The 23,208-nt window shown below is 44.2% G+C and carries 11 protein-coding genes and 1 pseudogene; all 12 read right to left on the reverse strand.

Annotated elements, in window-relative coordinates; all coding sequences use genetic code 11:
- Window positions 1–145 (reverse strand): annotated as a pseudogene (locus BMX95_RS35920) (IS256 family transposase); the annotation flags it as partial.
- 356 nt (window positions 146–501) lie between these two features.
- Entirely contained in the window at window positions 502–669 is a 168-nt protein-coding gene (locus BMX95_RS33065) for a glycosyltransferase family protein (protein ID WP_165759049.1), read from the reverse strand.
- Between the two features lie 16 nt (window positions 670–685).
- Complete coding sequence (locus BMX95_RS33070; protein ID WP_133054015.1) at window positions 686–1,108, reverse strand: hypothetical protein; 423 nt, start codon at window positions 1,106–1,108, stop codon at window positions 686–688.
- Between the two features lie 11 nt (window positions 1,109–1,119).
- On the reverse strand, window positions 1,120–1,332 hold the full coding sequence (locus tag BMX95_RS33075) for a hypothetical protein (RefSeq protein ID WP_081203107.1): 213 nt from the start codon (window positions 1,330–1,332) through the stop codon (window positions 1,120–1,122).
- 889 nt (window positions 1,333–2,221) lie between these two features.
- Window positions 2,222–2,404: a hypothetical protein gene (locus BMX95_RS33085; RefSeq protein WP_081203105.1), complete on the reverse strand. Its 183-nt coding sequence runs from the start codon at window positions 2,402–2,404 to the stop codon at window positions 2,222–2,224.
- Between the two features lie 4 nt (window positions 2,405–2,408).
- The gene (locus tag BMX95_RS33090) at window positions 2,409–3,221 is read right to left on the reverse strand and encodes a hypothetical protein (RefSeq protein WP_133054014.1); all 813 of its coding nucleotides are present in this window, start codon (window positions 3,219–3,221) and stop codon (window positions 2,409–2,411) included.
- A 39-nt stretch (window positions 3,222–3,260) separates the two neighbouring features.
- Entirely contained in the window at window positions 3,261–3,644 is a 384-nt protein-coding gene (locus BMX95_RS33095; RefSeq protein ID WP_081203103.1) for a hypothetical protein, read from the reverse strand.
- 359 nt (window positions 3,645–4,003) lie between these two features.
- The gene (locus BMX95_RS33100; RefSeq protein ID WP_133054013.1) at window positions 4,004–4,540 is read right to left on the reverse strand and encodes a hypothetical protein; all 537 of its coding nucleotides are present in this window, start codon (window positions 4,538–4,540) and stop codon (window positions 4,004–4,006) included.
- Window positions 4,541–4,544: 4 nt separating this feature from the next.
- Window positions 4,545–13,268: an RHS repeat-associated core domain-containing protein gene (locus BMX95_RS33105; protein ID WP_090519728.1), complete on the reverse strand. Its 8,724-nt coding sequence runs from the start codon at window positions 13,266–13,268 to the stop codon at window positions 4,545–4,547.
- 76 nt (window positions 13,269–13,344) lie between these two features.
- The gene (locus tag BMX95_RS33110; RefSeq protein WP_133053921.1) at window positions 13,345–14,112 is read right to left on the reverse strand and encodes a LolA3 family protein; all 768 of its coding nucleotides are present in this window, start codon (window positions 14,110–14,112) and stop codon (window positions 13,345–13,347) included.
- A 28-nt stretch (window positions 14,113–14,140) separates the two neighbouring features.
- Entirely contained in the window at window positions 14,141–22,015 is a 7,875-nt protein-coding gene (locus BMX95_RS33115; protein ID WP_081200740.1) for a PA14 domain-containing protein, read from the reverse strand.
- An 80-nt stretch (window positions 22,016–22,095) separates the two neighbouring features.
- The gene (locus BMX95_RS33120) at window positions 22,096–23,199 is read right to left on the reverse strand and encodes a hypothetical protein (RefSeq protein WP_081200739.1); all 1,104 of its coding nucleotides are present in this window, start codon (window positions 23,197–23,199) and stop codon (window positions 22,096–22,098) included.
- Window positions 23,200–23,208 lie beyond the last annotated feature (9 nt).

Raw genomic sequence — 23,208 nt, forward strand, 5'->3', positions numbered from 1 at the left:
CATAGCCGAGATGTTCATCAAGTTCACCTTTGAGCATCTCTTCCACACCCTGCTTGTAGAGTTCACTGAAAAAAGATTGGAAGTCTTCCTTGCTTTTGAATTGCTTAAAAAAGTCCTTGGGAATTTTTGATTGTTCTTTGTCCATAAATCTGTATTAAAGGTAATAAAAAATGGGGCCAAATTTTGCGCCGCTCCCCAGGCAGGTTCCGCTTCGTTCGGCTCCGCTTCGCTCCGCCTCACTTCGCTACACCTGCCTGGGGAATTAAACCCCTAATACAGTTACTTAATAACGTTTACACAAAGAACTTTATACTACCTTTTACTACAAAAACCTGGTTACCTGTATAAGCACTTACTATAAAGTCCTTATTCCCCATTGTCAACATTGTAACCTTATCAAGTTGAGATCCTATAGTTTGTTCAACTGATTGAGAAATTGCGAGATTCTTTATTAATAAAAGAAACAGGATAAAAGACATTCTTCTTTGCATATAAATAGATTTAAAAACCATTACCGCTAAGAGCTTGATTTAATTTAAGCTTAAATAATCCTGCCTGGATATAATCTGGAATAGCATTTGCCCTGTTATAATCCATTTGCGCACCATGAGACGCTCCATTTCTCCATGCATCAACTGGATTTTTTACTCTATTATAAAGGTTTTCCATTTGAATGGCGTCCGAACTACTCCAAGTTCCAGAACCTGGAACCATTCTTCCTATCTGGGTTTGTGTAGTTAAGGCCGCCTCCTGTTGCACGATCAACATCGATGCCTTTGCCTATGGGTTTATAGTTAGTATTTAAGAACAATTCCTTTTCAATAACCTCCTTCATTTTGCTATCATATTTTTCATCCCGACTAATTACTTCCACAGTATGGTAATCCTTTGAATTTATCGCACTATAATATCCATATGCCAATGCCTGGTCATCCACACTCTGTCCTGCAATAGCATTGGCAAAATCTTTTTCATTAATATGTTCAAAATCTTTTTTATTATCACTAAGCTTGAATAAGGCTCTTAAGTCCTTTTTATTTTCACCCTGAAATGAGCTCTGTACCATAGATAACTCCCTGGAAGCACTTGTTTCGTTATTACCACCCAAAGTATCTCCTTTTACATCGTTATACCAAATTCGATTACCAGCAAAGCAATTGCATTAGACTTATCGACTAAGTCTACTCGTTTATGATTACCAAATGTATTTACCATTTCTATGGCAATTAATCCCTTGTAAAAGACTGTATCATATAATTGAACATCATTTGCCTCTTTCAGATGAGAACCTAAAAACATACGAACTATTCCTATAAAATATACATTACTCATCAATTCCTATGTTTATTATTATCAAATCTAAAGGTTGAGGATCTATCTCTATTATCTTGATCATTTATAATATCAAGTGTATTAGTCTTTATTGGACTAACCTGCTTAGGTAAAAACCCCTTATTTGTATATGAATATCCTTTTCTACTATGCACGATTCCCGGCTTATAGTAATATGCCAGTCTGTTCATCTCCAGTTGTTTGCCGCCATCTGTATTTCCGCTACGTTTGTAACTTCCCCTCACCTCGATGATACTGCCAGGTGATGTATTCCCGGTTATCTATATTGAGTGCTATTGCCATCTTAATAGTTTTTTAATGGGGTGAGCCAAGCTGTTTTAAGCCTGGCTTCCGTTTTTCTGTTAATTACTTATCGGATATCCGGACGCTTTGTTTCGTAATATTCGAGGAGGTTGCAGGGCCTAATTATTGAACGATGGCATCCTTGCGCCATTATAGCGGCAACATATTTTCTATGTACTTACATTGGATAACTTTTCTGATCTTTCGATTTCACAAATTTCAATGTATCGACTCCCCATATTCTCGTAATATCCTTCATTACTAAATTCGTATCATTAATTTTAAGGATTATATATTTTTGCCCCAGCGCTGTCATCAAGGTATCTCCCTTTATTTCATATTTTACAGTATCAATAACATAATCTCCATAACTAACAAACTCTCTTTTCCCTAATGAATCATACACAAATTCACGTAGATAATGGGGCTTAAAAAAATTATATTATTCGCAACTTTAGCATCCCAATACTTTAAACTATCTGCTGTAAGTAATCGAATATATTCCGACTCATCATTGCACCTTAATTCATTTTTTCGTAAAAGAGCACAACCGCAAACTAATACTAAGACTAGACATCGCATAGATTTAATTTTTCTTTTTAGAAGGTACTGACTTTTTTTGAGACGCATCTGGTGTAACAATTACAGCATCTAAAAGTGCAGTTGCTTCCACTTGTTGGTCCTTTTCATTATAACTCAATGAAGTATATGCACCAAGACTGGAATTATTTAAATTATCGATCTTTTTCTGCACCTCTTCAAAAAGCACTCCTTTACTTAGAGCTTCGTTTAATATTGCTTAAAATTGCATCCAGCACAGTGGTAATGTTATTTTTCATCTGCTGGTACTCCTGTTGGTCAGTAATCGCATAGGTAAACTCTTTACTTTCACCTGCCCCTGGGAGTTTGGTTAAATAACCTGCCTGAAACAGCATAAAGTTATGGCGTTTTACCGTGCTAATGGGCATGTGCAGTTCTTTACTGATCATCCTGTTGGTAAAACTATCCTTTAGTTGCTGCTGCAGGTGCTGTTTTAACACTTCATAGTAGTTCCTACAGGCACCTGGTTGCTCATCGCTCTTACGCAGTAATACTTCGTTCATTAACTGGTTAGCTGCTTTAATGTCTGCTACCGTAGTTTCAATGTAAACTTCACCCGTAGATTCATCTTTCTTTTGCTCACGTTGATACTGGTGATAGAAAGTAATTACTTCAATGAATGCCAGATAATGGGCATTGGTTCTTCTTGGCTTAAATACACTGGGTGGCAGTTGCAACAGTTCTGCATAGGGATTTCTTACTGTAATAGGCAATAACACCCGTTGCACATTCTGAAGTAACTGCTTAACCTGCTGCTGTCCATAAGAATCTATTTTACCTGCACTCTTTAACCTTTGATAATGCATGATCTTTTCATCCTGTTCCTTTGTTTCATCCAGGTGTACCAGGAAACTCCTATTACTATTATCCTCATACACCGATTCTTTTGTAGTGCAACCCGCAACGCAAATTGGGCCTTCCACCCGTAGGTGTACTGTTTGTGCCTCCCCAGCCTGGTTTTTGTATACCACCGTTTTGGTAATCACCTTTTTACTTTGAAGTTCACGCAAGGGGTATAACACCTCTCATGCTCCATCGAGATCTTCAATCAGGATTAGTTTGTTCCTCAGTTCCTGCTTTCCAAAATAGTACAGGGCGTTTTCTGACAGGCTTGTGATCTGGATTACATCTTCCACCGGCATTAACTCCCCTACCTTTTCCTGTAAATGTGTTTTACCCATACCGCTGCTACCAAGGCTGATCACATGTAATGGTCCTTCCCGTTTCCTGCTTGTAAATACCAGGTACATCAGTAACCTGTTATTTTCTTCCCCTATCACCCCAATTTGCCCGATCAGCTCATTGGTGCGCGGTAATAGATCAGGATGTCGTAAAAACCTTTCAGTTTCCTTTCTTTCTACTTCGGTTAACTGTTTTACTGTCTCCTTTTCTTTTGTCAGTAATTTCAATTGTTAAACTCAAAAATCAATTATTCTTGCTACTGAGACCGCTTTCCAGCTTACTGATTTGAGCGTTATTGCCATCACGCAGCGTTTAAAGAAGTAAAACAACAAAGCCAAGCAATTACGTTTGACCTTGTTATTTTACTTCCATCACTGAATATCCGAACGCTTTATTGTGTAAAGCTCGTGGAGGCTGCACTGTGTAAAGTTCGTGGAGGCTGCACTGCATTTTAATGTGGTGAAATAAAAAAGGAGGCCGTTTTATGACCTCCTTTATTGGATTATTTTAAAAACCAGTTGTGCGTTAGAATATGTGTTTTTGGTTTTACTTTTTTAGCCCACCAACTTGACTGATACATTCTCCATCAAAGTAGTAATACTTTAATTTCTTTAATCTCCTGTTCAAAGTTTTCTAACTTTATATCGTCCATGGACATCACTATTTTATTAGAATTCTTACTTAATAATTCTACACTATTTATTCCATGAATACCCATCATGCCAGTAAAAGCTTCTGTACGAATATCCTCATCCTCTTCTTGGTCATTAAAAATTGTAAATAAAGTACCCAAAAGCCCTTTATCATCTGTGGCAAAATATGCCTGAGCCAATCCTGAAACACAAGTAAGTCTTAAGTCAAAATCACTAGCCTTATCTGTCAGGGTTATCAACGCAGCTTGCCTATACTCTGGTTTTTTTATTTTCAACCCAAATAGCAAGCAGTATAGCGCAACCCGCTTTATCTCACTTCGTTTGTCATTTAAAAACTCAGAATAGATTGTCTCTAATAAACGTACATTGTTAGTTTTTTCCTGATAAGTCAAATCATATAAATATGAATAAAGTTTTGTTTCATTTTCCTTTATACTTTCAATATCTTTCCTGATTCTGTCAACTGCCATTTGATTACTGTTTTTTAACATTAATGTCTTTATTGTACTTATTGGCAGCTCTTTGCAGAGCTCCAGAATAAGAATCATATGTTTTTTGAAGAGATGATCTCAATTCTTTTGCTTCTTCAAGTGCACTTCCTGAGAAAACATCAGTGTTAATCATTTTATTTAATTCTCTTATTCTGCCATTTAGATTTTTTAAATGATTAGTGATGTCGGACAAATGGTCCCAAACTTTGCCATATTTAACAATAGGGTTACCTGCCATATCTCCAATGGCAGCATCTAGATGAGTTTTATCTATGCCTTTGAAAGCATTTTGCATTTTTATTTTAAATGTAGCCAATTGTTCAGCTCCAATAGAAGAAGAACTTTGCACAACAGGCTCCTCGATAATTGGTGCTATCTCTTGTACTGCATTTGGGGTTGTAGCTTGAGAAGGTACACCGTTGTTTGCAGCAGTAGCTTGATTATTAACGGCAGTAACTGGCTCCTCATAAACTCTTGGCGCCGCAGGTCTTCTTGCTGCAACCACTTCTCCAAACACCCCTTGAGCCAACAATCCCAATGCTTCACCTTGTGCTTCAGGGTCTCGATCAATAATAGCCCTTTTTGCAAGATTTACCGAATTTTCAAACATTCCAAATGACGTATACCCATACACTTGCACCGCAACCTCTGCTATTTTACCCTTCGCCACATTATTAATTGCATCCTGAGTCTGAGTTTGGACATCACCGGCTCCCAAAGATCGTATAAACCCTGATAGTCTAGGATTTCCGTTTGCTTTTGCTTTATCAGCGAAGTAATCAGTCAAAGGCTTCCATTCTCCTCCATCCAAATCAATCCCATCAATGGGCCTATTACTGGCAAATTGATAAGGCGTTAATTCTGGGTAACCTTTTGTCAATGGATCAACAGAAAGGAATTTACCAATCCTCGGATCATACACCCGCATCCCATAATCTTGTTGATTGCCCTCGCCCTTCACCTCATTATCATTTTCCTTGCCATTAAACCCATACCTGTACTTGTCTCCATTGGGAGAAAGATAAGAGCGACCCGGCTGCAACATCCCAAACGGATAATAATCCTGCGCACTTACCACTTGCGGTTCAAAATGATCAATCAAAGAACTATTCGAAAGGGAAGATACACCAATTTTCTTATCATTTATAGTGACCAGTACGTTGCCTAAGTGGTTACTCAATTCAAAGAGCTTGTCGCCACGAACAAAAGTAATACTATCGGCTGACCCCAGCAATGGCATGGTGATTTTCGTCGGATAAGGATTATTCTCCAACTGATAAGCCACATCCAGGCTCCGTCTTAGCAACCCAAGCCTGCTGCTGCCGTACAAATGCAGCTCCGACTGGGTCAGATGGCCGACGTTTACTGTAGGTTTACCGGATTCGTACACACTCATCACATTGCCAGTCGCATCACGCACATACCAGGTTGTTGTTGCTTCGGTTTCTCCTCCTTTTACAACAGATTTACTGATGCGGTTTCCATCTGTGCCATAGGTATAGGTGATAACCGTTCCATCATCCTTTTTAATCTGGCTGATCTTTCCATACACCGTCCAGCTAATACTGGATATGCTGTCTGCCGTGTTTTTAATCAGGTTACCTATTGAGTCATATTCATAGTTACCTGCTAACTGTGCATCTATATCTACATCGTAGTTACCCGAGGGCACCGTATCATGCACGTAATCCAACTGATTGGTACCCGGCTTATAGTAGTAAGCCAGTCTATCCATCTCCAGTTGCTTGCCACCATCTGTATTTCCATTACGGATGTAACTTAAAATGTTCCCATTGGCATCATAGCTTACTCGTTCTCCGAAGTCGCTGGTTGGAGTAAGATCACTCCAGGCATTGCCTGTCTTCTTCCAGGCATCCATGGCTACCAGGCGATTGAGCTGGTCGTATTGATAGTTATACAACAAAGGATTATTCAACGCGCCCACATTCACTGCCATGCTGCTGATGTTGCCATTGTACAGCGGGCGGTATTGCCCTCCCAGCGTTCCATCGATCGAGGCGTCCTGTGGTGCAGCGCCACTGATGGCCTTGTAGTCGCCATTAAAGTAGTTCAGCATTACATTATAGGCCGTTTTCCCTACCACACTACCAGTACTTCCATCAGCCTTTAAAGTAAACCCAACAGTATCACAGATAGCCGGATTGATCGACTTCATCCACCCCTGCAGGTTATAGGCATAGTTTACTCCCTGCACCTGCTGCTCGCCTAATACCGTACGGGCCAATGGTCCATGGTCATAATACTGGTAGTAGGCATCATTATCCCAGTTTACACTATCCGAACTGGTGAGCACATTCGTGATCCGGTTCTCGGCATCATACACATACCGGTGATAGAAGGCATCCGGTAGTCCGGGCTGATAACTTACCTGGTTTACCTTTCCACTTACCAGGTCAAAATCATAGGCAATTTTCTTTAACCGGTTGTTGTTATCGTTCATTACCCCCAACCGGTAATCCTGTAACAGGGTATCTACATTTCCTAAGATATCGTAGCTGTAATGGGTAGCTGTTGCATAATGAATATTGCTCAAATCACTGGCCGTATTGTACAGCGCTGTCCAGGCAACCCGGTTACGTAAATTCTTTGCACCGAATGCAGGCAAGGTGGTTCCAAAGTAAGCAGCATCATAGGTTGTCTGGGTGATCTGTTGGGCCGTTCCTGCCGCATTTGTTAACCAGTTTTTCAGCGATTGCTGATCCCTGCTGATAGGGTCGTCCATAGCCGTGCTGCTGGCCAATTGCCCAACCTCGGTAATTCGGCCTATATCGTCATACTTCGTATAACTGTATTGTGTACTGTCTTTCTGTTTTGCGTTCTGTGAAATACTCAATCTTCCCAGCCTGTCGTACCAGAAGCTACTGGTTCCGCCATCGGGCGAATGTTGAGAAACCACCTGGTTCAGCGTATTATAACGATAATCTGTTACCAGGGTATGCGCCGGCACATGTTCAATCTGGGCCGCACGCGCTGCCACTACCTGTTTTAACTCCGTGGTATCGGTTATTTCGTGTACACCGGCCGGTGGCACAGTACGTACCAGGTTACCGGCCTGATCGTAATAGTACAATGTATAATGATACTCCCGTTTCGGATGCGTAACCGTAAATGATTCATACCTATACGCCTCCAGACATTTGTTGATGTATTTCTGTTCGAATGCACCGGTCAGGGAATCGCTATACACCTTTGAAATTTCAGTGCCCTTGCTTACCGCAAAGAAGGTACTGTCGGTACAGGGCCCTGTATACTCTATTGCTACCGGCGGCATCAGCGGATCTGACTTACCGCACAATTGTGGCCCATTATAAATATCATAACAATGGCCATCACCTGCGCAAACCAGCGCTGTATCGGTGAGATCATACCAGGCATATCCATTTAAATCATTATCGGTATACTTCGGTGTCACAAACTCATCTACTCCAATGGCCCACGGTACGCGGGTAACTGTTTCGTCTGTAGCCCCCAATTGTACCGGGTTATCGTAACAACTGAGACCCGGGCGTAACACCAGCATCAACATGTCCTGGTTATTATTACCTGCCAGGGTAAAGAGCCCGCTTGTATTTTGTGCTATACGGCCCACACTTTGGGTGCCCGACAAGTTTGTTTCCGTCGCTCCTGTTACGGAACCTGTTGCATCAACCCGCTGCCAGATAATATGCGCACTGTTGTTCCCCGTTTGCGCTACCATATAGCCGCCGTCTGCCGCCGGGAATACCGATGAGGTGGCCATTCTGTCGCTGCCGGCTGGTATATTAAATCGTTTATACGATACTACATTGCCTGTTTTTGTTAACTGGATCACACCAACCTGGGCATTTACCGTACCCAGTTGTTTGGCACTGTTCACCATCACCATATAGCCGTTCTCTGTTGGATAAATATCCCTGAACCAGCAACTCCTGGTAGTATCGGCGCCATCAGCATAATGCCAGGAGCCCAACAGATTACCGTTATCTTTACTTACCCGGTGCACCACACCAAAATACCGGTCACCCAGGTTGGGATCATAAGCTGCACCGCTTACCAGCAAGGTATCATCCTGTTCCAGCAATCCATAAGAAGGCACACCATCATAACTTAACGAATCGGTTTCATTGGGTATACATACCGTACTGTTATCCTGCAAACGGCTGGTTCCAAAACGGCGTGTCCAGCTTATTGTGCCGTCCGGCTGTATGCGGCTTAATAAAAACTCACCATGACCCGCATGCCGGTTATATAAGCCCAATGCCGCATAACCACCGTCGCTGGTTTGTATAATATCGTATCCATGTTCACCAAACGGAGTACTAAAGCCGACTGATCTTGACCAGAGCACTTCACCGCCATTGTTTGTTTTTATGATCCACATAGCACCCGTTTCATAATGACCCGAATGCGTTGTACCTATTGCTATATACCCATTATCTGCTGTACGGCGCACACGTAACAACGTATCACTGCCCATTCCGCCACACTTGATCGCCCATTGTTTAACACCAAGACTATCTGTCTTTACCAGCGTGCCCTCTTTGGAAGACTTGTCCCAAATACTACCTGCCATAATATAACCGCCGTCAGGTGTAGGTTGAATATCATACAACTTACCAGCATCTGTACTTTCTGTTCTATACAAACTGCCTATATGCTGGTCTGAACATTTTACTTCATGAGTATATAAAGAGGAATCGGCACACTGACTTATAAACTGCAGGTACTGCCAGGTTTCCAGTGAATAACCAAGCTGGTTATTCATATAGTTCTTGAACAGGGTGTTCCGTTTTATCTGAATGGAATCAGCTCCATCTGTAATACGTACCGTATCGTCCGGGAATTCCTGCTGATAACTTTTGTACAGGTTGTTCACCACCGTACAGGAAGTGCAGGATTCGCCTGAATTACACTGAAAAGCCGGTGGCAAAAAGATCGGCTGAGACAGGTACTGGCATGATACACCGGCATCCGTTGACACGATTCCCTTTTTACACAGATCCCGCAGTTGTAATAGGTCCGAATTGCTCATGGTTACGCCCTGCGTTCTTAGCATAAAGGCAGCGAAAGAATCATCAGCGCCATCACTCAGCAAATATTCATCATACTTTCCATTGATCAGCTGGCATTCGCATTCATCTGGTTTTGTATAAACCGGTTTGTTGCTATACACCGGCTGTTTATCATAAGGCGCCGGGGCCGTGATCATGTAAGGATTACAGGTGGAGTTATTAGTTATATTATGTTTAAGGTTGTAATCTTTAAGAATGTCCACAAAACTATTATATCCCATGGAAGCTTTACCGGCAGGCAGGGAACTGGCGCCAAATGGATGACCGGCATCGGATGCCATTATACACAGCGCTTTTAACAATGGTAAGATAGTATCCCGCAATGCAGCATCCAGATAATTACAGGGGGCCAATTGCGCCAGCCATTGATTCGCCAGGGCCTCACTATTATCTATGTAAAATGTATTCAGTGAATCCTGGCCTCTTTTGATCGCATCTTTTACAGAGCCCTCGTCTTTTCCCTGCATTATATATGCCAGCTCATTCTTTTCTGCAGTGGCTTTAGTATCTATACTAAACCGGGGCGTATGTCCATTATTGTACAAAGTATCATATAAAGGCATGGTTTTATAAGCCTGGTTCAGGGGCTTACAATCTTTTGGATCATTTATGATCGCATTTACCAGGTCCTTTTTATAACTGAGATACAACTGGCGGAAACTGCGCCACGCCATATCGAGGTCTCCTTCACAGATCTGTGTGGTATCCAAAATATGACTAATAGTTTCAGGGCTTTCGTTGGAATAATACCTGACACAGGCCGCATTACCCGAATCACATTTCGCCATTATGGTGGCCATTCCCCACATACTCACAGTCGGACCGTCCTTAAAGGTCAGGTAAGCATTGAGCTTTTTGTCAAGATTTGTCTTTTGCGTTGCATCCTGGGTAAATGGATCTATATTGCCGGGAATGTTAGTGTATTTACTATTACTGCCCGTTGGGTTTAGATACCCTCCTTTTTCGGCATCCCTGAAATTGTCGATCGCCTCCATTTGCCTATCCCACACATTGCTGGCATGCAGCGATTCCATCTTTTTTAACTTGCAATATTCCGGGTGATAAGGCAACAAAGCTTCGGCCCAGGTACTCCGGAAAAACTGCGTAAAGTCACTTACACTCAGCGAACCGGGATCCACCATCAGCCCGCTTTGCATATCAAATACCTGATCAGGCTGACCGGCATCATTCGTATAGTGCACGTCATCGAGCCTGTAAACCGGCACATACCCTATACTGTCTTTAGGGTCAATATAAAACACAGAATACTTGTCTCTTTTTCCCAGGGTAGTATCAGCATATTGTCCATAAGGCGGCGTCACATCCTGCAACATCGCACTGCGAATATCCGTATCATCGGACGTGCTATCGCCGCACAACACATCACAGCCATGGACGGCGTTCGTATAAGCGGTTTCTATTTGCGTTCTGAATTCGGCTGTATCAGCAACGGCAATACCTCCTTTGGTAATATATCTATTCCGGAAGCTTTCAAAGGTACCTACACTATCCCGGCAGGTTTTACAATCGGGCACACAAGTAGTATTGGCATTTGTAATCAGGTCGCGCTGCTCTTTAATGAAATCCTGCATCGATCTGCAGGTATTATTCGGCAGGTAAACACTATCGCGATAATACAAATAAGCATCCCGGTTCACGGTAAGCTGTTTGGTTACCTGGTAGCTGCCTTCCTGTAATTGCAATTTGAAATTCAGCTCCAGCGGCTTTGGACTGCAGTCACTTGGAATTCGATCGAATGAAAAATTATGTATTACCGTATCAAAGGCCTTCCCTCCCTGCAATAGCTGGTTATTGCAATTATCGGTAATGGTTATTTCCAGATCGTACAAACAGGTATAACAGATCTGCGAGTCCTTACAATTCATATCGGTCACCAGAGATGGGTCTAACCGGTAACGGAAATCGAAACTATCGGTTTGCGCCACCACCAGTGATTTCTGGTTTACCATACTCCAGTTCTGCAGGAACCGGGAACCCGAGTCGGCCAGGTTCTCTTTGATCACCCGTTGCGCATTCGATGGCAATTTGGCCATATTATCAGGCCCTATGCCTGCCAGTGCGGTTGCAATGGTACGGCCATGCATATCCACATAACTTACGCTGTACTGGCCATTGGCGTCGCGCACCATGTTTTTAAAATAGTGTGAATAATCGCCGACATCGGTTCCAAACAACGCATCCAGCTCACTCTGATCGGGTGTACCATAATAATATTTGGTTTCATGCTGGCTGCCCAACTGGTAATCCGGGCCTACTCCACCCTGGCGGCTGATGCGGCCGGTATTGTCCTGGGTATATTCTGTTTCGGTAAATGGATAATTCTTTGCATCGGGAATGAACTGGTTCATCCCGATTGTCTTATTTGGATTTTGGGGTGAATAATACAAACTGGCGCCGGAATCGGAACTCATTTCCCCGGCGTGAATATTACAATATGTATCTGTATTACCCAGCGTATCATAAAAACGCTGGGTATATTCTGCATTATTGATACTTACATTGAACCCGGCAGTGTATTGAATTACATTTTTTAATGAAGGCGCCGGCATTACCTGAATGGCTGGCCGCCCCTGATAGTCGTAATAAGTTTCGGCAACAATTGTTTTATTATTGGTATTGTCTTTGGTAACGGTTTGCCGGTTGCGCAAACTGCCATCGTAATACTGCACCACCACTTTGCGTTTTCCTTCTTCCGCAAAACTGATGCTCGATTGCCAGTTCAGCGGTCGTTCATGGCCTTTAAAATCGTATTGTCCCATAGTAACAGGCGAAGCATCTGAACTCCAAATGGCATTCAGGACCGATTTAGCTGCACCCAGCTGTACCGGCCGCACTCTGATAAACAGGGTACCGGAATTGTCGTATATCAATGGTATATTATACGAGTTACCGGCTGTACTTACACGCGTGGCATTCTGGTAAAAGATCAGGGCCGGACTTAACGGGCTGCCATATTTTTTATTCGCCAGGGCCGACGAATCTATATAAGTCCATTCCAGATCATATTGGTCAGCGCCCCGGACTGCCGTCCAGCTTACCGGCAGTTCATCTGCACTCACAGGTGTATTCACTGTTATATTGGTAACTGTACTGCTACAGCTGAAATTATATCTGGGTCGGGCTGTCAGTTGATTTTCGACCATCAATACCGATGACACATTCCAGGTTGCATTCCCTGTATCTACCGAAAGTATTTTTACCGTTACCTTTCTTCCTCCATAAAACGCAAAGCTATTGCGGGCATTGTAGGTATGGCCCGTATCGTAATTAATGGTTAACTCCCTTACCATGGAAGCCGTATCATTTCCATTATTATACGATATAAGCAGGCGTACCTTGGCTGTAAAAGCCGTGCGCAGGTACACATTCGACGCTTCATTGATCTTCAGCGTAATGACGTTCTGCACCGAATACCCGGTATCAACGCCAATGGCTGCCGCATTATAAAAGGCTGAATCCTCCACCGTAACCGAGGAATCCTTCACCAACTGGCGTTTGCTGCCATCAAGGATGGCCCGGGCTACAATGCCTCCGCCATCGCCTGCGTGTACAATAGCCGCTGTACAAATAAGTCCTATCAATACTACTATGCGGTATAATCTTGGAATGTGCATTTGAGTAATGGTCTTTTGGGTTATAACTTTTTTACGGTTATATCTTAACCAGGTGTTACCCCGGGAAAAGGTTTATTTATAAGTTCGAAGATGCCAGATAGACCTGGTAATCTTTATACTGTTCTGTTGGCTGATAGTCTCCTTTTCCCCGGCGGGTAAAGTAGATGCCCTCATCGAAAATTGAATCTGTAAACTGGCCCTGCCGGTAATTACTGAACAACACTTCAATTATTCCTTCCGGCTGATAATCACCCGGTTTACCGGTTCGGGCAATCTGATCTTCAGTCAGCAGCCCTTCCGTATTCAACTCATACCTTACTTTCTCAAAATACCCGGTCGATTCATTGATCGTCATGGCAATTGATCTGTATTGCATACCCGAAGGGAAATAGATGTTCAGCCTGGCCAGTCCATTATTCCGGACCAGTTCTGTTCGAACGCCTTCCATATGGCTCAGGATGGTGTCTACCATACTGATCGGGTCTGTACTCTGCGCTGGTTTGGGGGTTGATAAATAGATCAGCTTGTCTGCCTTTATCACCTGAATAGTATACTTCTCTGTTGTAATGGATTCCACTTCATCCATCACCAGCCGTACCCGGTTCCTGTCCATGGCCAATTCACCCGACATGGTTTCAACATTTTTATCCGGCTGGTTTTTATTGGCATACCGGTATAGCAGGTTAACACTTAAATAAGAGGCGTTTTTATAGGCCTGCTGTACCTTTTGCAGGAACCCGGTAACCCTGCTGCCTGTTGTATCAACCGATATCGGTGCCGCTTCTGCTGGTGCACCGGCCATCAGCATTCCTATTGTTAGTAATAGCAAACCAAGCTGCTTCATATAATGAGTTTGATCTTTTAGCAATTGTTTATTGATGTTCCTTTAACAAGGCGCTTCTTGATTCTTTTATCGTTTGCACGCCACGCTCTGTTTCCTTCTTCACCCGTACCAGGGTGCCATCATCGTCGTATTCATAAAAAGTAGCGTAGTTGTTCTCATCCAGCTCTGCCATCAACCGCAGGTTCACCGGATTGTACACGAATGATTTCATTTGTGCATTATAGGGATGTATGCGGATGTCATCAAACCAGGTAGTGGCAGAATCCGATGCTTTCAGGGAAATGGCCATCTGGGTGGCATTTGCCGGAATATCAACCACTGCTTCATAACGCTGCCAGCCTTCTACCAGGTTACCTGAAGGACTCAACGTAACCGTTGACAAATCACCACCTGCCACAAACTGAACCAGGATGTGATTGCGGGTATACGCTTTACACAAACAACTGTTGTCTTCTTTTACCCAGCCGCCCACTATTATTCGTTTACCCGCCAGCGGGGCAAATTCGGGCACTATGGTATTTTTGGAAGCCCGCAATCCTTTCAGGGATGAACCGGCGGCACAGGCGTCTGGAGCCAGCGTTGGTGTAAGCCTGGCGACATCGGCATCAGCTGCCGGTTGCAGACTGGCATCGATACTGATGCTGCTGTTAACGGGCACCTGCAAACTGTAGAGGCCCGTATGTGCCTGCGTTTTGGTGAAAGAATTCTGAAAGCCTGAAAAGTCAAAATGCTTTATTTCACCGCAGGTGGTATCACAGGTATTTATTTTGAAACCATAATCTTCAAAACCTTCATACGCACCTTCCTGGTAATGGCTGTTCTGCAATACCGCCGTTGGCATGGTCAACCCATATCCATATAAACCGGCATTGTAGCGTCCCAGCGGGTCCTTATTTTCCAGCTCAAATCCTTTTCGATTAAACAGCGTAGTGGCACTGTTCCATACCCAACGGGTGGTATCATTGGAAGGCACCCAGTTATTGTCCTGTAAGATCCAGAAGGGCGCAAAATCTTTTATAGTACCATATGTACGCGTGTTTACATTCACCGATGGTAAAGCCTTTGATTCGTTCCGGCTGCCATAATACACATAACCACGCAACGGGCGGAAGTTGCCCAGAATGCCATATAGATAGGGATTTACCATGGTATCTGTGATGGCGCTGTAACAGGAACGGGTAATATTTTCGGAACAGTTCAGGGTTAAATTATATGTCAGCAAAATACCGCCCGTATCGGAAGCAGGGGCCGGCGTTACATACGTCACCTCTATTACCGGCCATTTTGCAGGATCCGCATAGCGCTGCGAGTAATACGTTGAATAATAATTTCCATAACCAGTTTGCAAATAAGCAGGTGGTTCATAACCTGCTCCGTAACCAGTATTGGTTGAATGAAAATCGCCTGATCCCTGCGTTAACATAAAACTGGCTGAAGTATATGAATTATCCCGATACCCATTTACATAATCCAGTACATTAAGGGTATCATTTTGAAAAGGAACTTTCTTTTTTAATTCCCGGTGCCAGGCACTGGTAATTATTCGTTCATGCACAGCTTCCAGGGAAGTAGTTGGGAAATATCCCGGATTAGCCAACGACACACTTAACGTATCGGCAAGGTTAACCGAATTGGCATTGGTATAACCAGATCCATGACCACGCTGGTCGGCCTGCAGGATCATGTTGGCCGATAAAATATTGGCATCGGGCGGGATCTGGTCAAGCCGGTTAAAATTCACCACGGCAATGGCGTTGCGTTCATAACCACCTACATCCAATCCATTTTCCACCAGCAACCGGTCCGATGTTGCATCTCTTGTTGTCAGAGAATCGTTGAAGGCAGGACACTGCTCTGTTGAAAGCAGGTTGGCCGAATAATCAGCCGCAATCCGAACAGTAACAGTATCGGGTCCATGCACTACCCCATTGGGGTTTTTAAAGGCAACACCTTCGGGGGTACAACTGCCAATGGTATAAGCATTAAACGATGCATTACTTCCCGGGCGCCTTATAAAATCTACTCTAACATCTCCTATATAGGCAGTGTATACATCATCATCGGGTCCGCTTTCTGTATAAAACACTTTATCGAGATTGGCCTGTAACAGCGAACAACCACTGAGGTTGGTAAGTCCAGCCTTATTCAGCACATCCCTGACTGTCTGTGGCGACTTGTATCTTCTAGAAAATAATTGTCCATTATTGATCAGATAATTAAAGAACGGTTGAAAACAGGAACAGGCTTCCCGGTTAAATTCGTCGCTTTCATCTGTGGGCACGCAGTTCTGGTCCTTGTCCGATTTTCTTCTGTCCGCCACTTTCCAGTATTGTGCCATTTCAGCGGCCCCGGCATTGATCACTTTGGTATTGTTATCAAATACCAAATGATACTTACCTGCACCATCCGGTACCAGCGGGCTGTTCAAAGAGGTCACCGTTCCCACTTCTCCATTCACATTGCGGTGTCCGGAACGGATCACCTTAAACGTTACATCATTTCCCGAGAAAGGAATTCCATTGGCATCTACCAGGTACAAATGTGGTGTGCCCCCCTGTACAGTACTGGAATCTATCACCCATAACTTGTAGGCCTTGGGGAATGTCGCATACTCATTTCCACAGCCATCTTCACTCATCGATTGTTTGCTATACACCAGCAATTCATCACCTGCTGTTAAATAAGAGGAAATGGGTTGTACCAAACCTGATTCATCGATTTTACCCATCTTAACTGTCAAATGCTCCAGCGTAGCGCCTATATTCTGATAGGCAGGTCCCATTCCTTTATATACCCAATGGGCAGGATACGTGAACTGGTATACCGGATCATTGAATTCGTTTTGCGTTCTGGTCAGTAAGGGATCGCCCGTTTCTGAATCGTATAATATATTCCGGGTAGAGACCTTGCTGCCCTTTTCGATATGTACCACGCTATCGATGATACCGTAACGGTAGATCACCTTCGTCATGGCAGCTGAGCGGAATTCGTTCTCTTCCCGCTGAAATAGGTTTAACAAACTGGGAATGGCAACAGGCCAAACGCCGGCAGCAAACAGGTCAACGTTCACATTCACGTTTCCACCGATTGAAACTGATTTCTGGTCGCGCATATCCGCCATCAGCTCTACATCCTTACCAATAGTAGCATCAGTATCTACCTCACCATTCGGGTTAATGACTGCAACGGTATTATTCAGGTGTTTAGATTCCGTAGATAAATTATCTACATGATAAAAATTCTCCGTATAAGTTATAGGATGCACCGCATCTGTTTCGGAATAGGTTGCTTCCGTGCGCAGTTTCCCGTTCATATCATTCAACTCCACTTTAAAGCCCTGCGAAATGCTCAGGTTGCTGATTGAATTGATGCGCAGGAAGGTTTTCAACACAGGCCTGAACCTTTTCTTGGTATCATCATCCAGCATCGACCTGTCGCAGGTAGTGGGGAAATCATAAGAAGTAAAGAAGGTTGATTCGGAGTAACCATTTGCTGAACGGGTATTGGCAGTATGAATGCTGCGGGTGCGTACTTTACTGTACCCAATCGATGCGCCAGGGTAAAACGATTCACCTAAAGGCTCTTCACTGTATAACATGGAAGCAGGTGCCAATGCTGAAATGCGATCCTGGTACTCTATAGGCAGGTGAAACGGATTTTCTTCACCCCCGATAACCGGTTCCCAGGAAGCTACGCCACTGCTTATTCTGGCAGGTATTCCATTGATATTTTGAATGGTGGTATAATCATAGGTTTGTCCATAAACCGACTCCTTCATTTTATTGCTGGTCATATCGCGCCAATGGTCGTAGATCAAAACGCTTTTTACGCGCAAGCCACCGCCGATCTTTTTAAACGTGGGCGCATTTAAGCGCACAAACGACCGGCCGATATCTATTCCGCTGACCCAATTATTTCTTCGCACCGAGTTGGCAAAACCTTGCAGCATGGTAGTAAAGTTGCTGATCTGTGATACCAGGATCTGCACACCTGCGTTGAAATCAAGATCATCCCTTACTTCAGAACCAGGATAGGCTTTTGAGGGAAGATTAAGGCGCAGAAAATTAATGGCAGCCTGGGCCAGTGCGCTTTCCGAACCACCGCCATCGGCATTTTTGTTTATTCCACCAATTTTAATATAAATAACATTGGAGTCGCCCGTGAAGCCATACCAATTGCCAGCCGCAAAATCGGGTTCAGCATAACAGGGAACATACTCTGAGCCATTACCTAACCCCTCGGTAGCCGGCATTTGCACAGACAACCGAAAATATAATTTACTCAGGCCTTCCAGGTACCGGGCATACATTTCACTTTTTGAGTGAACCCGTTGCGGGACCTTTACAAAAACATACAGATTATCCTTGGGATCGAAAAGGGACCAGTTATACAACAATGGCGCAGGTGTACTGGTAGCCCCCTGACCTAAACCTACAATCTCCATCATCTGCGTAGCCCGGCGGTTCTGCACATATGCATAGTCATCGCTTTCATAATTTACTTTAATGCGCCCGCCCGATGGCAATTGAATAGAATCCAACATCCAGGCGCCGGCATTATAAGCTGCCTGCGCACTATCCTGTAGCGCGTAGGGATAATCTGCATTGTTAACGCCTTTCGGATTTTGTGCAGGGTCTTTATAAGTGCCCCACTTATCAGATGCATTAGTGCGATACGCAGGGTTATTGGGATGATAATTGAAAACGTATGGATTCAGCTGGCCTTTATCATTGTTATTATAAGTAAACCAGATCTTTTTCAATGTCAGCTTACCATCATTGTTTTCAGGCATGTTTATACCAGGGCAAAGTTCATTGCTGTATTCAAAGTGCACCGTTTTGATGGGTATGGCCCCTGGGCCTTTCTCTAAAAAGTCAGCTTTTGAATACAGATCTATCTGTTTCAGACAAAAAGCCCGGCCATTATTCCTCTTGTTCCCCGCTTCATCTATCTCCAGCATATCCTGCCGGTGTTCAAGGGTAAAGGTGGCGATCATCGTCTTTGACTCAATAGTATGCAAATACCATTGTTCTTTTTTGCCATAGATATAATGCGCCTTATCATCTCTGGGATAGGTTTTCAGTCCTTCGTTATAATTGGCTTTTTCTGAATAAGGGGCACGCCATTCAAATGGAGCGGCTATACCGGCTGCTTTTGAATAATTGAATTTCACGGCATCGCCCTGGTCATCATCGCTGATGCCATCCCCGGTTACATCCACGTAATCGGGCGACAGAATACCCGTAAGCAAATAAGAATGGGCATAGCCGGGCATTTCCTGCCTGCTGTAGTAACCATCTTTTCCACTTTTGTTACCCGTGCTGTTTTCCGTTGGTGTAAAATCAGTCAGTCCTGTTTGCACATCGCCTTTTCCTGCCTCAACGGCAAAGCTCACCTCCTTTTGTAAAATATTATATACCGGAATCCCATATACATATTTCCGCCCATCCGGATTCAATACATCGATCTCGGAAATATGAGAGGCTTTACGGAAATTATTTACCCTGTCTTCCCGCACTACTCCAGGATCTACATTCAAAGTATCTTTAGTTGGCATCTGGAATAAATATTTCCGGGGGACCTTTATTTTATGATTTAGGTCCAATGGCCCATTAGGGGTCATTGGTGGCCGCCAGAACCACTCAGTATGCGCAGACCCCCAATCATCGTAATACTCGATCCGCATGTTATACAGCTCATCTTTTACCAGGTTTAATTTTACTGAATCCCAGCTGTTTATTTTTTTCCACCTGTCCATAAGCAGGGTATCATTAACAAACAAACGCATCCCATCATCAAAAGTAGCCGCAAACTTATAGGGCCCTGTAACCGGTGCCTTAAACCGGCCCAGCCAACGCACAGAAAAATGATCTCCCTGGAAAGCAGTACCTATAGCGGGCGTTCCTTCCCCCCAATTGTAAAATGGCATTGAATCCGGACGAATGGCCGAAGGATCACCCTTCAAACTTTCATTCCGATAGTAATAAGCTTTCGTACCAAGACCATTACCATCTGTTTCATCAGGAAGTTTTACCGGGCAGCTCTTTGGATTGAATTCGTTGATCCCATAATGATAGATGTATTTATCCAGGCCAACCGCCGTTGCCTCTGCGGCAGTGAGATAAGATATTACCTGCGACCGTTTGTCGCGGGTGGTATGAACAACGCTGTCTTTTCTAAGCGGAATACTGCCTACTTTCTTCTTTCCGCTATACCGGTCGAGGGTAGGCATGGCAATTATGAAGGGCGTCAGACTATTAAGCTGAAACAAAGACGGCGTTACTACATCATCGCCGCCAATAGCATTATAATAAGCGGTTGTATTGATAGCTTTTTCAGCAGGGTTGCGGAAATAAACACCTTCATACAAACCACTGTTCTTTCGAAAACCTATTGTGGAACCGATAACATTCTCCGCCTGCCAGGGGCCGGTTTTGGTGGTAGAATAGTTGGCGTTTAAGTCAACCCCGCCATGTAAAAACATACCAGGCCCAATATCCAGGCTTACTCCGCCACTGATGGTTTTGCTTTGTGACAGGTGGTCAGCAATAAAACCTATATCGCCCCGGTAAGGCCTGAAGCTGCCACCCGTGCCCTCACCCGAAATGGAAAACACGTCGTACGTATAGGAAGGAACTGCAATATGGGGTACAGCCGGTTTTTCGCGATAAGGGATTTCTTTTTCCCGGTTAAAATCGGTAAGCGCATTCCAATTGCCACTCATGTTCTGGTAGTTCAGGTAACCGAAGACCGGCAGGGACAATTCCTGATCTGAACTTCTTATTGACTCCTGTCCATAATAACCGCTTACAGACCAATCGGGAGAAAAACCGGTGAACTCCGAGCCAAATTTAAGAGTTACACTCACATTGTAATTCGTCATGGGCATGGTCATATAAGGCATGGCAGCAGGCCAGGAATATGACAACGCGTCGTAGGAGCCACCCTTTATATTGTCTCCATCCTTATTCTTTGGATTCAGGTTCATGCCCAACTGAACGGTTCTTAAACCAGTGCGCGAATTATAGGGCGAAGAGATGGAGAACCCACCTCCTACGTCACTATTTTTATGAGCCAGGGAATTGTATCCAAGGCTGGGCGTGACGGTCACCCCTTGTTGTGAATTGTTTGTAATTGACAACCCGGCCGTTAACCCCCCGAAAGATTTAGCGCCGGCGTTGATGGAAGCATTCAACGAGGTTTCCATTCCCCAACCGGTATAGGTTGTATGAAAGATCCCAAGACTCCCCCCTAACCTTAAAGAATCCGTTTTACTTATAATGCTCCCAATCTTAGGCAAGCCTACTATCTCCCCGCTGGCTCCTATATTAACACCCCAGCTTACATTAGGCTTAACAGACGCAACCTTCTTCATAGTATCAGCTCCGCCATTAAAATCATCCGGCACACCCCGCAAATTTCGTGTGATGCTACCCGGGTTGATATTCCAACCCAATCCTACCCAACTGGCATCTTCATCCATGGTAATGCCACTGTGGTAACCGATGTTGACCGGGTAACCGCCAACATCCAATAATGGAATGTTATAGCTGAAGTCGCCGGAGAACAGGTCAACCATGTTGTTGCTATTCACCGAAGTGAACGACTGGCTCTCCGGTTGTGTAGGTCCGCCAATGAAACGGCCTCCCCCTGCTCCGCCAGCTGGCGGAAGGGGGGAATTTGCACCACCCTGATAAAACTCATCAGCTTTCTCTCTTTTTAATGGCACGTATCCATTTGTGATACCTGTGCCACTAAATATCTGTGATGGATATTTTGCAACTTCTCTGTACGAAACATATCGCAATCCTATTCGCTCGGCTATTGTTAACTGAACAAACGAAATGCTCAACAGGAATAAGGCTATGTGTTTCTGATACCGTATCGCTAAACTCAGGATCATAGTTCTGGGGATGTTAAGTGGTACTTCTTTTATTGATGCAAATTCTCTATTTCAACAGCTTTAGCACAGTTCTTACATGCTTACTTCGTCACTGTGAATTTTACCGTCCAGCTTTCATTGCGACTGTTTACAAAACGGAACAGGTATACTTTATTTGCCTGTATGCGCCTGTTATTCCTCAATGAAACCTGCAATTGGTTCTGGCCGTATTGAACAGGCATGTTTCCCTCCTGCACTACCGGATTGCCCGGCTCTTCTATGCTGGTTATGGTATATTTGATTGTTGTGTCCGCAGCAGCATTATCATACGTAATGCGCAATACATTACCCGCCGTTGCGATCACGGCATCCTGTCCACGCTTTACTTCCACAAATGGGGTTGGCTTCTCCGTTTCAAACTGTGGCCTGGATTGGGTAACCCGGAACGTCCAGATATCACTCAACGCTACGGCTTTGCCGCTGTTCATGGCTACCACTCGCCAGGCATATACCTTGCCTGTGTCCAACGACCGGGTAGAAGCCGGATAATTGTAGAACAGGTTTTTCGTATAGGGCGATGCATTCAATGGCACATTCTGTTGTATGGCATCTGCCTTGCCTTGTCCGGGTAATACTTCCACCAGTACCATGGCATAACCCAGGTCGTTGAAGATCCCAAGGGGTGTTGGGGGCAGCCAGGTGAACTGAGGATAAGGTGTATTCAGTTTATCTTCATTGGCAGGTGTATTCAGCAGGGGCGGACTTAACGGATCCACATTTACCGCAATACAGTTCTCTACCAGGGTAAGGCCTGTTTTTTGTGCATTCACCACGGTGTAACAAGCCTGGTACCTCCCTGCAGGCAACATACCATTGGGGTCCATATCAACATGTGCGGCCGGAATGCTGTACGAATATTGAATAGGTGAAAGATCGCGCGCCTGTAATTGCCGGCCTCCTTTGCCCAATGAAACGGGCGCCGAAGTGGCGGTGATCACGGGCTGGTTGGTTTGTACATCCAGCAACACCAGGTTCACCTGCACCAGCAGATTGCCTGTGCCTGAGTTTACCAGTACCATATTCCATAACTGATTTTTTACCAGCACACCTGCAGGAGGCACCTGTAACGTCATGCTAACCTGTGCATGCGATACAAAACCTAAACCCGACAGCAGTAAACAAAACAGTGTCCATTTTTTAAACATAAAATCCTG

Origin of the sequence: Niastella yeongjuensis (genome assembly GCF_900110245.1) — a bacterium.
Taxonomy (GTDB): Bacteria; Bacteroidota; Bacteroidia; order Chitinophagales; family Chitinophagaceae; genus Niastella; species Niastella yeongjuensis.

Bases quoted from the DNA above. Each gene is read 5' to 3' on its own strand.
- BMX95_RS33065 (WP_165759049.1), bottom strand. From the start codon at position 669: ATGGAAAACCTTTATAATAGAGTAAAAAATCCAGTTGATGCATGGAGA.
- BMX95_RS33075 (WP_081203107.1), bottom strand. From the start codon at position 1,332: ATGAGTAATGTATATTTTATAGGAATAGTTCGTATGTTTTTAGGTTCT.
- BMX95_RS33100 (WP_133054013.1), bottom strand. From the start codon at position 4,540: ATGGCAGTTGACAGAATCAGGAAAGATATTGAAAGTATAAAGGAAAAT.
- BMX95_RS33105 (WP_090519728.1), bottom strand. From the start codon at position 13,268: ATGCACATTCCAAGATTATACCGCATAGTAGTATTGATAGGACTTATT.
- BMX95_RS33110 (WP_133053921.1), bottom strand. From the start codon at position 14,112: ATGAAGCAGCTTGGTTTGCTATTACTAACAATAGGAATGCTGATGGCC.
- BMX95_RS33115 (WP_081200740.1), bottom strand. From the start codon at position 22,015: ATGATCCTGAGTTTAGCGATACGGTATCAGAAACACATAGCCTTATTC.
- BMX95_RS33120 (WP_081200739.1), bottom strand. From the start codon at position 23,199: ATGTTTAAAAAATGGACACTGTTTTGTTTACTGCTGTCGGGTTTAGGT.